General features: G+C 57.2%; 17 protein-coding genes and 1 tRNA gene. 8 read left to right on the top strand and 10 right to left on the bottom strand.

Annotated features, from left to right (window positions below):
- Positions 1–30: 30 nt before the first annotated feature.
- Positions 31–843 (bottom strand): NTP transferase domain-containing protein, encoded by an 813-nt coding sequence (locus BQ8290_RS06345; RefSeq protein WP_108788582.1) that lies wholly within the window; start codon positions 841–843, stop codon positions 31–33.
- A gap of 109 nt (positions 844–952) precedes the next feature.
- On the opposite strand from BQ8290_RS06345, the gene BQ8290_RS06340 reads away from it, so the two are divergent.
- A complete protein-coding gene (locus BQ8290_RS06340; protein ID WP_108792031.1) occupies positions 953–1,693 on the top strand; it encodes a hypothetical protein in 741 nt (246 codons plus the stop codon).
- On the opposite strand, the gene mmsB is transcribed toward BQ8290_RS06340, so the two are convergent.
- From mmsB to BQ8290_RS06320, 4 genes are all read right to left on the bottom strand, one after another.
- Positions 1,680–2,546 (bottom strand): 3-hydroxyisobutyrate dehydrogenase, encoded by an 867-nt coding sequence (gene mmsB, locus BQ8290_RS06335; RefSeq protein WP_108788580.1) that lies wholly within the window; start codon positions 2,544–2,546, stop codon positions 1,680–1,682. The genes BQ8290_RS06340 and mmsB overlap by 14 nt on opposite strands.
- 28 nt (positions 2,547–2,574) lie before the next feature.
- Complete coding sequence (locus BQ8290_RS06330; RefSeq protein ID WP_108792029.1) at positions 2,575–3,369, bottom strand: enoyl-CoA hydratase-related protein; 795 nt, start codon at positions 3,367–3,369, stop codon at positions 2,575–2,577.
- The gene (locus BQ8290_RS06325; RefSeq protein WP_108792027.1) at positions 3,366–4,421 is read right to left on the bottom strand and encodes a 3-hydroxyisobutyryl-CoA hydrolase; all 1,056 of its coding nucleotides are present in this window, start codon (positions 4,419–4,421) and stop codon (positions 3,366–3,368) included. Before BQ8290_RS06325 ends, BQ8290_RS06330 begins: the two co-directional genes overlap by 4 nt.
- A gap of 73 nt (positions 4,422–4,494) precedes the next feature.
- Entirely contained in the window at positions 4,495–5,640 is a 1,146-nt protein-coding gene (locus BQ8290_RS06320) for an acyl-CoA dehydrogenase family protein (RefSeq protein WP_108788578.1), read from the bottom strand.
- A gap of 148 nt (positions 5,641–5,788) precedes the next feature.
- Here BQ8290_RS06320 and BQ8290_RS06315 point away from each other — a divergent pair, with 148 nt between their 5' ends.
- The gene (locus BQ8290_RS06315; protein WP_337661073.1) at positions 5,789–6,208 is read left to right on the top strand and encodes a hypothetical protein; all 420 of its coding nucleotides are present in this window, start codon (positions 5,789–5,791) and stop codon (positions 6,206–6,208) included.
- A 17-nt stretch (positions 6,209–6,225) separates the two neighbouring features.
- Here BQ8290_RS06315 and BQ8290_RS06310 read toward each other — a convergent pair whose 3' ends face one another.
- From BQ8290_RS06310 to BQ8290_RS06300, 3 genes are read right to left on the bottom strand one after another with little or no spacing between them, the layout of a single operon-like run.
- Positions 6,226–6,618, bottom strand: a complete 393-nt coding sequence (locus tag BQ8290_RS06310) for a Rid family hydrolase (protein WP_108788576.1) — start codon at positions 6,616–6,618, stop codon at positions 6,226–6,228.
- Positions 6,615–7,067, bottom strand: a complete 453-nt coding sequence (locus tag BQ8290_RS06305) for a hypothetical protein (protein WP_337661072.1) — start codon at positions 7,065–7,067, stop codon at positions 6,615–6,617. The genes BQ8290_RS06310 and BQ8290_RS06305 overlap by 4 nt, the downstream gene beginning before the upstream one ends.
- Positions 7,068–7,084: 17 nt before the next feature.
- Positions 7,085–8,578 carry a CoA-acylating methylmalonate-semialdehyde dehydrogenase gene (locus tag BQ8290_RS06300; protein ID WP_108788572.1) on the bottom strand — a complete coding sequence of 498 codons (1,494 nt, stop codon included), beginning with the start codon at positions 8,576–8,578 and terminating at the stop codon, positions 7,085–7,087.
- Between the two features lie 265 nt (positions 8,579–8,843).
- On the opposite strand from BQ8290_RS06300, the gene BQ8290_RS06295 reads away from it, so the two are divergent.
- Positions 8,844–8,917: transfer RNA gene (locus BQ8290_RS06295), tRNA-Gly, on the top strand.
- Positions 8,918–9,029: 112 nt separating this feature from the next.
- Here BQ8290_RS06295 and BQ8290_RS06290 read toward each other — a convergent pair.
- On the bottom strand, positions 9,030–9,824 hold the full coding sequence (locus tag BQ8290_RS06290; protein WP_108788570.1) for an SDR family oxidoreductase: 795 nt from the start codon (positions 9,822–9,824) through the stop codon (positions 9,030–9,032).
- A 151-nt stretch (positions 9,825–9,975) separates the two neighbouring features.
- On the opposite strand from BQ8290_RS06290, the gene BQ8290_RS06285 reads away from it, so the two are divergent.
- The 4 genes from BQ8290_RS06285 to BQ8290_RS06270 all read left to right on the top strand — a co-directional run bounded on the left by BQ8290_RS06285 (position 9,976) and on the right by BQ8290_RS06270 (position 12,347).
- On the top strand, positions 9,976–10,539 hold the full coding sequence (locus BQ8290_RS06285; protein ID WP_108788568.1) for a hypothetical protein: 564 nt from the start codon (positions 9,976–9,978) through the stop codon (positions 10,537–10,539).
- A 143-nt stretch (positions 10,540–10,682) separates the two neighbouring features.
- Positions 10,683–11,144, top strand: a complete 462-nt coding sequence (locus BQ8290_RS06280; protein WP_108788566.1) for a ferritin-like domain-containing protein — start codon at positions 10,683–10,685, stop codon at positions 11,142–11,144.
- Positions 11,145–11,238: 94 nt separating this feature from the next.
- Complete coding sequence (locus tag BQ8290_RS06275; RefSeq protein WP_108788564.1) at positions 11,239–11,871, top strand: 6-phosphogluconolactonase; 633 nt, start codon at positions 11,239–11,241, stop codon at positions 11,869–11,871.
- Positions 11,859–12,347: an NUDIX domain-containing protein gene (locus tag BQ8290_RS06270; protein WP_108788562.1), complete on the top strand. Its 489-nt coding sequence runs from the start codon at positions 11,859–11,861 to the stop codon at positions 12,345–12,347. The genes BQ8290_RS06275 and BQ8290_RS06270 overlap by 13 nt, the downstream gene beginning before the upstream one ends.
- Before the next feature lie 38 nt (positions 12,348–12,385).
- Here the strand turns inward: BQ8290_RS06270 and dinB are convergent, their stop codons facing one another.
- Positions 12,386–13,510 carry a DNA polymerase IV gene (gene dinB / locus BQ8290_RS06265; RefSeq protein ID WP_108792023.1) on the bottom strand — a complete coding sequence of 375 codons (1,125 nt, stop codon included), beginning with the start codon at positions 13,508–13,510 and terminating at the stop codon, positions 12,386–12,388.
- A gap of 162 nt (positions 13,511–13,672) precedes the next feature.
- On the opposite strand from dinB, the gene BQ8290_RS06260 reads away from it, so the two are divergent.
- Entirely contained in the window at positions 13,673–14,944 is a 1,272-nt protein-coding gene (locus BQ8290_RS06260; protein ID WP_108792021.1) for an MFS transporter, read from the top strand.
- Positions 14,945–14,959 lie beyond the last annotated feature (15 nt).

Raw genomic sequence — 14,959 nt, 5'->3', positions numbered from 1 at the left:
AGTGTGAGCCATGCTCCGGTGCGGCCCGGATTAACCGGCGGCGCCATCACCTTCGCGGCGTTTTAGGATCTTTTCGGTCACATCGTAGGTGCGTTGATTGTCGACATCGATGGCGTAGTGGCCATCAGACAATTCGATCGGGACCAATTTGATCCCAAACCGTTTGGATACCTGTTCAAAAAGCTTTTCTTTGGAGCCGTTGCCAAGCCGGAAACGGATCAGGTTCATAAACCCGAACGCTTTGATAATCCGGCTGGGGAATTTCACGAATTGGCCACCGTGCCGCATGATTTCGGCCGCGCTCAACGCTTTGGTGCTGCCCAACCAATACATGTTGCAGTTGGAAAATCCGCCATCCTTGAATTCGTAGAACTTCTTTTGCCCTTGGGGATCGGCGGCGATCACGTCTTGTTTGCGCGCCAGTCCGGCAGCGGCACCCGCTTCATTCGCAAGGCACTTTTCGACGAATTCGCTGTATCCCTCTGGCGTCACCAAGCAATTGTCTGCGGTGGTGATCAGGATCGGAAACTCCGCCCCTTCGGCCCCGGAAAAGACGCTGTCGACAAGGTTGAATTTGCCTTCTGCAAAGCTCAATCGTCCCTCTTCAATCAAAGCCGCGATGGATGGCAATGCGGCCATTTCGTCGGGTTCATGCGCCACAATCCGGATCGCACCCACTTTGTCACAGGCCGCGACCTGTTTGACCACGCGTTCGACCATCGGGATGCCGTGAACCGGGACGACGGCCTTTTGCGCAACGCCAGCATTCGCAGCGAGAGGGTCCAGCACGCCCGAACGTTTTCCGGCCATGATTAGTGCGGTGACTTTTGTGTTCTGTGTCATAGGTATCAGGCTTTAGCGCCAATCGCCTTTCCGCGCAAAGCAAGTAAAGGTGCGTCTTGTGCAACTTTTTGTCGCGCGCCATCCATCACCGGGGCAAACGGGTTTAGAAATGCGAATAGTCTTTTCACGCAAGGGTTTTGACAGCAGCGCCGGCGGAGGGCCTTCGCCGATCGTCGATGGACGCCCGATCAGCCTGCCGATCCCGGACAGCAAAGGCGCGTCGCGAACGACCTATGCGAAACGCGGTTTGGCCGAACATGCAGCCAAAGCGAGCCGGGGCAAATTGGGCGGGGCCAATCTATGCCACGATGATCCAATGTTCCTGCCGCCAAAGGATGGTCGGGGCACATGCGTCTTTGGCCAATGCGGCGCGGCGCAGACCCATTTGGAACGACAAGGCGTCGGCGTGGGCGATGTTTTTGTGTTCTTTGGCCTGTTCGCAGAGGAGCGCACAGGTGAGCCGCATCACCGCATCTTTGGCTATCTAGAGGTCGAGGAGATCACCCACCTTGTCGATGGAGTGCCGCAAATGTTCGCCGACCTCGATCACCCTCATGCGATTGCCATGCATGCATCCAACGACGCCATTTGGCGCGGGGAAGGGCAGGTGGCGTCCCGCGCAAGCGACATGTTGCGACTAACCGTGCCCGAAGGTCCGCCGTCTCTATGGAATAGACCTGCATGGTTGAAGCACGGCGGTTTGTCCTATCACGATCGCGAAGACAGGTGGCTGCCTGGAAGGCGTCTAAAAAGCGTTGCGCGCGGCCAGGAATTCGTCGCCGACATTGGCCGGCGACAGGCCCCTCGCGATTGGCTTTCCGACATAATCGCCGAAATCAAAGCGTCTTGATAATCGCCGAGAAGTCGAGCCCGCCATTGTCCGCAGCAAACTCTTCGTAGATTTCCTGCGAATGTTTGCCCAGCGGAGTGCTCGCACCCGATGTCTCTGCCGCTTCCATAGCCAGCCGCAAATCTTTGAGCATCAATGCAGAGGCAAAGCCGCCCTGATAATCGTTGTCCGATGGGCTTTGTGGGCCGACACCGGGGACTGGGCAATAGCTCGTCATGGACCAGCATTGGCCCGAAGACACACTGGAAATGTCGTAAAAGGTTTGCGCGTCTAGGCCGAGCTTATCCGCCATCGAAAACGCTTCGGCTGTGCCGATCATTTGAACCGCCAGCAGCATATTGTTGCAGATTTTTGCGGCCTGTCCGTTGCCCGCATCCCCTGCGTGGATCACGGCTTTACCCATCGCGTTTAGGATCACTTCGGCTCGGCCGAATGCTTCCGCTGTACCGCCAACCATAAAGGTGAGCGTCCCGCCATTTGCCGCCGCGATTCCGCCGGAAACAGGCGCATCGACCATATCGTACCCTGCGCCCTGCGCTGCCGCGATCACTTCACGCGCGGTCGCAACGTCAATGGTTGAACAATCAAGCAGCACCGCGCCAGCGGGCGCCGTGCCGATGACATCGCTTTCGTAGACCGATTTCACAATGGCGCCGTTGGGCAGCATAGAGACCACCGCTTCGGCATCGGCGCATGCTTCGGATGCAGCCGTGAATGCGGTGCAGCCCGCGTCCTTCGCAGCGGCCAGTGCGGCGTCGCTCAGATCAAAGGCGCGGACATCGTGGCCCGCTTTCACAAGGTTGGCAGCCATCCCGCCGCCCATATTGCCAAGGCCGATAAATGCGATTTTCATGGTGTTCTCTCCTGCTGTGTGGATGGGCTTAACGGCCCTTCCACACACCCTCACGTTTCTCGATAAACGCGGCCATGCCTTCCTGCTTGTCCTCACTCGCGGTGAGGATTTGGAAGATGCGGCGTTCCACGATCAAGCCTTGGTCCAGCGTCATTTCAAACGCTGAGTTGACCATTTCCTTGTTCGCGATTGTGGCCATTGGCGGCATTCCCGCGATCACGCTGGCGGTTTTGATCACCTCAGCGATCAGGTCCGCCTGTGGGACAGAACGGGCGATCAAATTGGCACGTTCGGCCTCTTCGGCGCCCATCATCCGGCCCGTCAGACACATTTCCATGCTCTTCGATTTGCCAATCGCACGGGTCAACCGCTGCGATCCGCCCATGCCGGGGGCAACGCCGAGCTTGATTTCAGGCTGACCAAATTTCGCGTTGTCCGATGCGATGATGAAATCGGCCATCATCGCCAGTTCGCACCCACCGCCCAGAGCAAAACCGTTCACCGCGGCGATCCACGGCTTGCGGGTTTTCTTCACAATCTCAGACGTCCAGGGTGAGAAGAAGTCGTCGAGGTAGAAATCCGCGGCGGCCTTGTCCGACATTTCTTTGATGTCCGCGCCCGCGGCGAACGCCTTTTCTCCTGACCCGGTCAAGATCGCACAGAGCTGACTGTCATCGGCTTGATAGGCGGCAAAAGCCTGAATCAATTCATCAAGGACCACCGAGTTGAGCGCGTTCAACGCTTTGGGCCGGTTGATCGTCATCAAAGTGACGCCGCTGGCACCGCTCGCATTGGTTTCAACGGTGATTGTTTCGTAGCTCATAATGGCTTCCATTCTTCGTCTGCTGGCAGTGGGGCAAATATGCTGTCGATCAGATCATCGCCCACCTCTTGCGGAGTGGCGGGGTCCCATTTGGGATCGTTTGTTTTGTCGGTGATGACCGCGCGCACGCCCTCTGCGAAATCGGGGCGCGTTAGGACACGCGATGCAATGCGGTATTCCATCGCCATGTTGTCTGCGAATGTCGGCAAATCGGCGCTGGTGGCAAGCTGGCGCAGGGCCACTTTGCATGTTTGCGGGCTTTTGGTGCCCAACGTATCGCGCTCTTTCATCGCCCATTCGTCGCCATCTTCTACCGCCGCTTCGAGGCTGGCGAGGATGTCTTCATATCTGTCGGAGGCAAAGTGTTTGGCGATTTTAAGCGCGTTCGCTTCAATCCGTGCGTCGGGCGGGGTGCCCACCGGTTCGGACAGAATTCCGGCGATGCGGCCAGGGCGCTCAATGATGCGGGCTTTCAAATCGTCCAACATGTCGCTGGGTACGTAATGCGTCGCAAGGCCGGTCCACAAACATTCTGCACCATCCAAACGCGCGCCGGTTAGCGCGAGGAATTGGCCAAGCCGTCCGCCCATGCGCGATAGGTACCAACCGCCGCCAACATCCGGAAACAGGCCGATCCCTGTTTCTGGCATCGCAAAGCGGGTGTTTTCCGTGGCCACGCGAAATTTAGCCGGTTGGGAAATGCCAACACCGCCGCCCATTGTAACGCCGTCCATAAAGGCGACGACAGGCTTGGGATAGGTGAACAATTGATGGTTCAATTGATATTCGTCGTGGAAGAATTTGCGGCCCGACGCGCCGTCATCATTGATCGCGGAATCGCGCAGAAATGCGATGTCGCCGCCCGCGCAAAAGCCGCGCCCTTCGTCGTGATCTATGATGATCGCCTCGATCGCGTCATCCCGTTCCCACTCGGTCAGGGCCGCGCTCATCGCGTGGCACATGGGTAGGGTAAGCGCGTGGAGCGCCTTGGGCCTGTTCAACGAAATATGACCTATCGGGCCATTCGTGCGGATGAGTACGTCGTCTGTCATTTTGGGTTCTTTCTTTGCCCGCATCTCGCGGCGCCGAATGGTTCAATGGCCCCAAGCCTTCTCGGCCCGTACCTTATTGGCGCAGCAGATCTCTGCCTACGATCATGCGCATCACTTGGTTGGTGCCCTCTAGGATCGAGTGCACCCGCAAATCGCGCCAGAACCGTTCAATCGGGTAATCCCTGAGATAGCCGTAGCCTCCGAACAATTGCAGCGCGTCGTTGACGATTTTGCTGCCATTGTCCGTCGCAAGGCGTTTTGCCATCGCGGAAAACCGCGATTTGTCCGGGGCGTTTTCGGTCACTTTGACCGCCGCCAGATACAACAAGGCGCGCGCGGCTTCTAAGTCGGTGGCCATATCGGCCAGCATGAATTGCGTGTTCTGAAAATCCGCAATCGGCGTGTCGAATTGCTTGCGATCCTTGGTGTAGGCAATCGCTTCGTCTAAACAACGCTGTGCCCCGCCCAAAGAACACGCACCAATGTTAAGCCGTCCGCCATCAAGGCCCATCATCGCAAAACGGAACCCTTCGCCTTCGCCGCCAACGCGGTTCGCCACGGGAACGCGTGCGTCTTCGAAAATGACTTGAGCGGTTGGCGATGCGTTCCAGCCCAGCTTTTTCTCCGGCGCGCCAAAGCTAACGCCCGGTGTGTCTTTGTCGATGACAAGGCAAGTGATGCCTTTGGTTTTGTGATCGCCGGTGCGAACCATGGTGACATAAACATCGTTCACGCCGCCGCCCGAGATAAACTGCTTCGTTCCGTTCAACACATAGTGGTCGCCATCCAACACCGCGTTGGCTTTCAATCCGGCGGCGTCTGATCCGCTGCCGGGTTCGGTCAGGCAATAGCTGGCGATCTTGTCCATCGTGATGAGATCAGGAAGGTAGCGCGCCTTTACGTCCGCGCCGCCAAATTGATCGATCATCCACGCGGCCATGTTGTGGATGGAGATAAAGGCGCTGGTGGTCGGACAGCCATAGGCCATCGCTTCCATGATCAACGCCGCTTCGAGCCGGCCTAGTCCAATCCCGCCTGATTCTTCGGACACGTAGATCGCGCCAAAACCCAGTTCGGCGGTCTGTTTGATCGTATCCTTGGGAAAGATGTGTTTCTCATCCCATTCCCCGGCAAACGGGGTGATGTTGTCGGCGGTGAACCGCTGCGCCATTTCCTGAATCGCGAGCTGGTCTTCGGTAAGAGAGAATTGTCCTTGCATGATGTGTCATTTAGACGCTGTGGCGCGGCAATAAAAGAGCGAGACCCCTGCTTTGTTTGTTAGGGTAAGGTTCAACATTATTGACCGATTGGTGTTGTATGAGATGAAAGATTGTAACGAAAGCGGGTGATCAAACGAAGGAAAGGTTATGATGGAAAAATCTCAGCATAATCGGCCACGCTTGATTTTGGTCTACAACGCAGATGGCGGAATTATAAATGCTTTGATGCACGCGGTGCACAAACAGGTCGCACCGGACACCTATCCCTGTTCCCTATGCGCGATCACATATGGCGCGGTATCGATGCGCGGCGAATGGCGACGATATTTGGACAGCCTGCCGTTGGATGTTGTGATTCACCACAAAGACGATTTCGAAGAGGCCTATCCCGGCCATGGGATCGCGTTGCCCACGATATTAATTGGGCACAAGGACGATACCCCCAAGGATCTTGTTCCTGCGAAAGATCTGGACGCGATCAAAGACACCGATGAATTGATGAACACGGTGGAAGAACGATTGATCGTCGAACAAGCGCGATCACCAGAGATGCGAATCATTGCCTAGTCGGCAAGCCGACCGCTTTAGCTTGGTGGCAACAAGGCTTCCGCCTCTATCTCGATCTTCCATTCCGCCCGGCACAGCCAAGCAACGCCCGCCATGGTCGCCGCGGGTTTCGCGGTTCCGAAATACCGTTTGTGCACGTCGCCAACGGCCTCTTGATCCTGAGGGTCGGTCAACAACATGCGGGTCCGCACAACATCGGCCGCGCTGCCCCCCAACTCCTCAATGGCAGCAACAATGATAGCACAGCACCGATCGGCTTGTTGTGCGACGCCGCCGGGGGTCGTTGTGCCATCCGGTTCGACTGGGCCGGTACCGGCAACGATGATGCGATTGCCCACGCGAACTGCGCGACTAAAACCAAATTGCTCTTCAAACGGAGAGCCTGAGGTGCAGCGTTGACGGCTGGTCATGATCCGCAGCGCTTTCGAGGCAATGGCGTATCGCCCGCTTCTCTTTGCCTGTCAGAGAGCAGCATCAAAACGCTCCCGTCATTTGTGAGGCTGAACCGTATCTGTTCCTCCCACGTGTACCCTTCGCCCTCTAGGGCCAACACGACCATCACGTCATCGCCTTCCGCGGTCACCGAAGTGACTGTGCCGAAGCTTTCGTAGAACATGACTTCGTCGCCGGTTATCTCCGTGCGAAGATCGCTTTCGCGCGCGCACGTCCCTTCGACGTAGTCCCACACACCATGAAACTGGGCGGGGATGGTTTGCAAAACGGCGGTTTCGGCGGAAGCGGGATCAGACTTGGCGTCTTCGCCCGCTTCTACACCAATGTCTGCGTCCACCGCTGCGGGTTCATTCGCGTCGCATGCGGCCAGAGAAATGACCGCGATGATCGCAAATCCAAAACGCATGCGGGGTGCTCCCATTCTTAGCCCATCGTCGGAATGATGAAAGCGTTCGATCCATCGCCGCCGCCATCCGGCCAGCGTTGCGTGACCTTCTTGTTTTTGGTCCAGAAAGAGAGGCCTTCGGTGCCGTATTGGTCAATATCGCCAAAGCCGGACCGTTTCCAACCGCCAAAGCTGTGATAGCTAACCGGCACAGGGATTGGCACGTTGATGCCCACCATGCCGACATTCACCCGCGCGGCGAATTCACGCGCGGCCTGACCGTTGCGGGTAAAGATGGCGACGCCGTTTCCGTATTGATGCTCGCTTGGCAGACGCACGGCGTCTTCGAAATCATTGGCCCGCACAATTTGCAGAACGGGACCAAAAATCTCTTCCTGATAGCTTGTCATTTGCGGGGTCACGCGGTCGATCAAAGTTGGCCCGACAAAGAACCCTTTTTCGTGGCCTTGAAGTGAGAAGCCGCGCCCATCGATAACGATTTCGCTGCCCTCTTCTTCGGCGGTGGTGATCCATTGTTCGATGCGCGCCTTATGCTCGGGCGTGACCACCGGTCCGTAATGCGCGTCGGGATCGTTGGAAACGCCAATGCGCAGCGCGTTGATCGCCGGGATCAGTTTTTCTTTTAGCCGTTCGGCGGTGTCTTCGCCCACGGGGACAACCACCGGCAACGCCATACAACGTTCACCAGCGGACCCAAACGCCGCGCCAGCCAGATCGTTGACCACTTGATCAAGATCAGCGTCGGGCATCACGATGCCGTGGTTCTTCGCGCCGCCAAACGCTTGAACGCGTTTCGAATGCTGGGCGCCTTTGCTGTAGATATAATGCGCGATGTCTGAGCTTCCGACGAAGCTGATGGCGGGGATATCGGGATGTTCGATGATCGCGTCGACCATTTCCTTGTCACCATGGACGACTTGCAAAAGGCCCTCTGGCGCGCCCGCTTCGACGAACAATTCGGCAAGGCGAACCGGAACGCTGGGGTCGCGCTCTGATGGTTTCAAAATGAACGCATTGCCTGCGGCGATGGCCATGCCAAACATCCACATTGGGATCATGGCGGGGAAATTGAACGGCGTAATCCCGGCCCCAATGCCCAACGGTTGGCGGGTGGAATACACGTCGATTCCGGGCCCGGCCCCTTGGGTGTATTCGCCCTTCATCACTTGAGGAATGCCGCAAGCAAACTCGATCACTTCCAATCCGCGTTGCACATCGCCTTTGGCGTCGTCGACCACCTTGCCATGCTCGCTCGCCAACAATTCGGCGAGGCTCTGCATGTTTGCCTCGATCAACTCTTTGAAACGGAACATCACTCGCGCGCGTTTTTGCGGGTTTGTTGCGGCCCATTCCGGTTGGACCTTTTTGGCGTTTGCGATCGCCTGTTCCAACAAGGCTGCATCGCCCAACGCGACCTCGGCCTGAATTTCCCCGGTGGATGGGTTCCACACCTGATGTTTGCGAGCCGCGGTCGGGCTGGCCGTGGGCATGAAATGATCGATCTGACGCATGAGGGAGACTCCTAAGTTCTTAGCGTCCCAAATGACGCTACGGCGGGCCCGTGGCAAGGGGCATGTTACTGCCAAAATTGGGTAGGGGTACAGAATTGCAAAGTTAGGTGACGACTTAGGTTGAAGGTTCACCATGCCGATCCAACTGTGCCGACCCGATAGGCAAAAGAGACATTGACGACGGCGGCATTGTGGTCGAATTGACGCGTCGCCTCACCAATGGTGTAACCATCGTGAAGGCAGCCCAAGGCTAAGTCTTTGAAATGCGGGTGTAGCTCAATGGTAGAGCAGCAGCTTCCCAAGCTGACGACGAGGGTTCGATTCCCTTCACCCGCTCCAACTGCATGGCATTGTGTCGCGACCGCGAACGATTGTCGGTGGTGCAACACCCCCAACCATTGCGCGCGGCCGCGTAATCTGTGACATCGAAAATGCCGGTTTGCGACGCCGTTTAGCGTGGTGGCATACGGATCGCACCATCCAACCGGAATTGATGGCCGTTGATGTAGCTGTTGCTGGCAATTTCGCAGATGAGCGAAGCAAACTCTTCGGGCTCGCCCAACCGTTTGGGGAAGGGGACGCTTGCATTGAGTTGATCCCACATTTGCGGGTTCCGGTCCTTCATGCCTAACATCAAAGGCGTGGCGAAAATACCCGGCATGACCGAATTCACGCGTATGCCCATCTGCATCAAATCGCGCGCCATCGGCAAGACAAGCCCGTTGACCCCGGATTTGCAGGATCCGTAGATCACTTGGCCGATCTGACCATCCTGTGCCGCGACGCTCGCCGTGAGGGTGATGGAACCGCGTTCTCCATCGTCGTTAACCGGATCGGCGTTGGCCATGCCCAATGCAGAGATGCTGGCCACGCGATAGCTGGCGACCAAGATACCTTCGGCCCCAAAGGCGTAATCTTCTGTCGGTAAGCGTTTGTAGCCCCCCGTTGCTTTGTCAAAGCCGATCGTCTTGCCGCGTTTTGACGCCATGGCACAATGGACGGTCACGCGTTCTTGGCCGTTGGCGGCGCGCGCGGCGGCAAAGCCTGCCTCGACGGAGGCCTCGTCCATAATATCGACATGGTGGAATGTGCCACCGATGGCGGCGGCGTGCTCTTCACCGGCTTCGTCGTTGATATCGAAGATCGCGACCTTCAAACCCTTTTCCGCCAAAGCCGCCGCGCTGGCACGGCCTAGCCCTGATGCACCGCCTGTGACAACGGCAGCCATTCCCGCTTCGAGTTTCATACCCTCTCCTTTGATGAGCAATTGCGTGATGTAATGGGGCAGAGTTAGGCCGCTTTGTTGTTTCGCGCCACCTGTCGAAAATTGGGTGGCGGCTTGGAAAAAGTGGTGCTTGGGTCGGTGTTCATGGGCCGCGCGCGTGCTAGGGCGGGCTATGGATTCCTTTCTCTTCTGTCTGATCCTTACGACGGCCATCGCAATCGGTGGGCGCGAACAATTGATCATTGCGCAGTTTTCGGAACAGCTTGAACGATCAACGCCGCTGATCTTCACCGGCGCTGTGTGCGCGGTTGCGTCGGCGGCAGTGATGGCATTTGCCGGGGCCAATATGGCTGCGATCTTGCCGCAAAGGGCGGCGGATATGTTGGTCGCTTTTGCGTTGGCGATTGCTGCGTTTGAATTGTTTTGGCCGGTGAAGGTCAAACCGATGAAGGAACCGACACGGTCCTACATTGCGATCGGCGTTGTGTTGTTGGCGCGTCAGATCGGCGACGCGCCGCGATTTGTGATTTTCGCCTTCGCCGCCGAAGCGACATACCCCACCACCGCCATGATCGGCGGTGCGATTGGCGGTGTGGCTGCGGTGGCATTGGGATGGGCAATTGGCCTGTCGCAAATGCGCAAATTCCCACTGCGTGCCTATCGTTCGACATTAGGAGTGTGCCTCTTCCTCGCGGCTTTGGTGATCGGATTAAACGCTCGTTATATGTTTCTTTGATCGCTTTATACGATCACTGCCAACTGGTATTCCGCGAAACCAACCCGCTTCTCAACCATTGATTGCATGACCATATCGGCGGTGCGCAAACCCCGTTTGCCGCCGTTTTACTATCAGGCACCCCACGAAGCAGGAGGATAAGAATGACCGATCCCAAAGCAAATTCGACCGCGCAAATGGTGGCGGAAATCAACGGCCTGTTGGCCGATCACTTTGCCCTTTATGTTAAGACCAAGAATTTCCATTGGCACGTAAAAGGCCCGCGTTTTCGCGATCTTCATCTGTTGTTTGATGAACAAGCCATCGCCATTCAGGGTCAGATCGATGTCATCGGAGAGCGCGCCCGCAAATTGGGCGGTGACACGATCACATCGGTCGGCTCCATCGCCCAACGCACCCAGATCACCGATCAGGACAACGCCAACCTATCCGCCGAAGATATGATCCGCGAATTGCGCGATGACAACGCGGCGATGGTCGCCCAATTGAAATCCATGAAGGACACCGCCGATGCGGCAGGCGACAACGCGACCGATGGATTGATCGATGATTGGACCGACGCCGCTGAAGAACGGGTGTGGTTCCTCAATTCGCTGCTGGGTTGATGCGAGTTGGCCGGTAAGGCCGGATCCATAGCGATGCGCAAAAAATGGGGCTGTTTACGCTATGCGTGAGCGGCCCTTTTGCTAAGAAGGTGCAATGCATATTGGTGAATACATACATGGCGCGAGCGATGTCGAAATTGCGGATTGGATCGCACAACAGATTGCGTTCGATTTAGAATGCGAACGCGGCTCCGTTCACATCGCGGTGCCGGGTGGATCGACCCCATTTCCGATTTTCGCAGAATTGGTGAAACGGGATCTCGATTTCGCGCGACTTGTGGTGTGGCCGACCGATGATCGCATTGTGCCCGAAGATCACGCGGCATCGAACACGGGCAAAATCAGGCGGATTTTCGAACCCACCGGGGCAAAGGTTGTCGCCTTGGAAGAGGGGATGGACGTCCCGCATTTTGATATGATCTGGTTGGGCATGGGCACCGATGGGCATATCGCTTCGCTCTTCCCCAACACCGATCCCGATCCCGCCGATAGTTTGCCGGTGCGGCGCATCACCCCCGACCCGCTCCCGCCAGAGGCTCCGTTTGACCGGATCACTTTGACGATTCCGATCCTATCGCGTTCACAGCGCACGATGTTTGTGATCCGCGGCGAGGAAAAAAAGGCGATTTTCGAAAGCGCCGATGCGGAGGAAAACGACCTGCCGATTGCCCGTTTGCTGCGTGAAGTGAACGCGTTGGCGGCGGGTGAGATCACTTGCTTCACCTGATCGCTTCGTTTCTTGAACGCGCATTGCCTGCGCCGGTGCATCGCGCCGTATTGCCAATCGCGCACCGGGTGCGCCATCGCTGGCGGCGGCTGCGCAAAACGCCCATCGCTGGGGTTAGCGCGATTTTGACCAACCGGGCGGGCGACGTCCTGTTGCTGCGCCATTCCTATGGGCCAGAGGTTTGGGGGTTGCCTGGTGGGGGCTTGAAACCAGGCGAAGACCCGATCGAATGCACGCGGCGCGAAGTGCACGAAGAATTGGGGCTGTCTCTCGACACAATCGAACCGGTCGGCACCCTGGAAGAAGAGCTTTCCGGGTCGCCGCACACCGCGCATTTGTTCGCCGCGGTTGTCGCGACCGACCCGGTGCCCGATGGACGCGAAGTGTTGGAAGCGCGGTTCTTTCCGGCGGATAATCTACCCGGACCCTTGGGCCCAGTGACAGAGCGACGCATCGCCGCTTGGAAAGCAACTTAATCAAAGGCGCATCGTCAAATCGGCGGTCGAGATCGTCGCTAAAGCAGCGATAGCTGCGCGCTGTCCTTGGGCCGATCTTCCGTTTCTCCGTGATCGAGATTGGACAGGGTCAACCCCATCAACCGGATCGGCATAGGCAGCGGCAAAGCTTCTTCGAGGAGCTCTCTGCTGATTGTGGCAAATTCGTTTTTATCCGCGACCCAATGGGGCGTTGATTTCGATCGGGTCATGTTTTGGAAATCGGTGAATTTCACTTTGAGAGTGACGGTGCGCCCGCGCGATTTGGAGTTCTCGATCCGATCCCACACAATGTCGATGATGTTTTCCAACGTGTCGCGCAATGCCGCGCCGCTGGAAATATCGTCGCTAAAGGTGCGTTCCCCGCCAACCGATTTTCGCACACGATGCGCGCTAACCGGACGCAGGTCGATGCCGCGCGCGGCGCGAAAGAGATAGTCGGCAAAAGACCCAAAACTTGCGCGCAGGAAATCAATGTCTTTGCCCGCCAGATCGGCGCCGGTTTCAATGCCCAACCGTTTCATTTTCTCTTCCGCCTTTGGTCCCACACCGTGGAACCGGCGGATCGGCAGGCCCGCCACAAAATCCGCCCCTTCGCCGGGGCGGATCACACAGATGCCATCCGGCTTGTTCTGATCGCTCGCAATTTTTGCCAAGAATTTGTTGTACGAAACACCCGCGCTGGCGGTTAGCTCGGTTTTGGCTTTGATCTCTTGCCGGATCAATTCAGCGATCCGGGTGGCCGATCCGATACCCAAACGATCCTCTGTTACATCCAAATAGGCTTCATCAAGGCTCAACGGTTCGACATGGGGGGTGTGGTGGTTGAACACCGCGCGAATTTGTCGGCTGGCTTCTTTGTAGGCGTCGAAACGGTGTTTGACGAAGATCAGATCGGGGCACCGACGCTTTGCGGTGACCGAAGGCATGGCGCTTTTCACACCAAACTTGCGCGCCTCGTAACTGGCCGCTGCGACCACGCCGCGTCCGCCGGCCCCGCCAACCGCCACCGGCTTTCCGCGCAATTCAGGATTGTCGCGCTGTTCCACGCTGGCAAAAAACGCATCCATATCGACATGGATGATCTTGCGCAGACCGCCATTGCCCGCAAATCCATGCGATGGCCCTGCATCGTCGTCGTCCATGTGATCTGGCGCTTCGTTCGACATGTCCATGAAATAGGCGCTTTGGCGGCGTGAAGAAACCTTTGCGCGATGGCTGCGCAACAATTGTCTAGTCTGACGATAATTGTGCACATGCGAAAAGAAGAGTGGTCTTTGGATGAAACGGGCGGCAAAGCGTTGGGAATGAACACCACTCCTCCTTCAATCGCGCCGGCCGAGGCATCTCCGTCACCATTGGGTGAAAGAGAGATGATCTGGATGATGGCAATGTTGATGGCGCTTCAGGCGTTCGGCATCGATGCCATTTTGCCCGCTTTGGATGAGATGGCCGTCGCCTTGGCTGTAGAGGGCAATGATCGGCAGTTTGTCATCGGTGTGTTCCTTTTGACCGCGGGAATCGGCGCCTTGGTGCCCGGCGCATTGGCGGATCGGTTTGGAAGACGGCCCGTCCTGCTGGGCTCTATTTTTGCCTATATCGCCTTGTCATTGGCCAGCGCGCTGGTCACGTCATTTGATCAATTGTTGTTCATCCGCGCGGCCCAAGGGTTCTTTGGCGCGGGCATCGTGGCATTGCCACCGGCGATTATCCGTGACCGGGTTGGCGGCGACAAAATGGCCAAGATGATGAGCTTAATATTCGTCATCTTCCTTATGGTTCCCGCCATCGCGCCGTTTATCGGAGAGATGATTTTGTGGGTCGCGGATTGGCGCGCGATCTTTGCGGTGATGGCGCTTCAGGGGATCTTGGTCGGCAGCTGGGTGTATTTTCGATTGCCTGAAAGCCTGACCGAGGAAAATCGCCAGACGATCCGACCAACCGTGATAGCCAGAAACATGGGCCGCGCGTTGAGTATGCGAAGCATCATTGGATATGTCATCGGCAGCTCGTTGGTGTTTGGCGCTTTGTTTGGATTTATCAATTCTGCCCAGCAATTGATCGCAGAATCGTTCGATGCGAGCGACATTTTCCCCATGGTCTTTGGCATTTGCGCGGGTTCAATGGCCGTGGCGAGCTGGTCCAATTCGCGCATCGTCGAACGATTTGGCGCGCGCCGGGTCAGCCACTCCGCGCTGTTCGCGTTCATCGCGGTGGCCGGGGTCCAGGTGTATTTCGCGATGCAACCGGATCAAAGCCTGTGGCAATTTGTGCCCTTGATGGCGATCAACATGATGTTGCTTGGATTTATCGGCAGCAATTTTGGCGCGATCGCCATGAACCCATTCTTCGCCATAGCAGGCGCGGCCAGTTCGATGCACGGATTTGTCCGGATGACGACGGCGGCGTTGTTGGGTGGGGTGATCGGATATTCGTTTGATGGCACCGCTTTGCCATTGGCGGTGGCATTGCTGGCGTCGGGATTGACGTGCCTTGCGCTGGTTTTGTTCAGCGAGAATGGCAAATTGTTTGGGCCGCCCGACGCACAGCGGGGTCCAACCAAAATGAATTCGGTTTGACGTAGTCCGCGCCGT

This window comes from Erythrobacter sp. Alg231-14 (assembly GCF_900149685.1).
GTDB lineage: Bacteria > Pseudomonadota > Alphaproteobacteria > Sphingomonadales > Sphingomonadaceae > Erythrobacter.
Note: the sequence above shows the minus strand (reverse complement) of the source record. Positions and strands in the feature narration are given on the sequence as shown.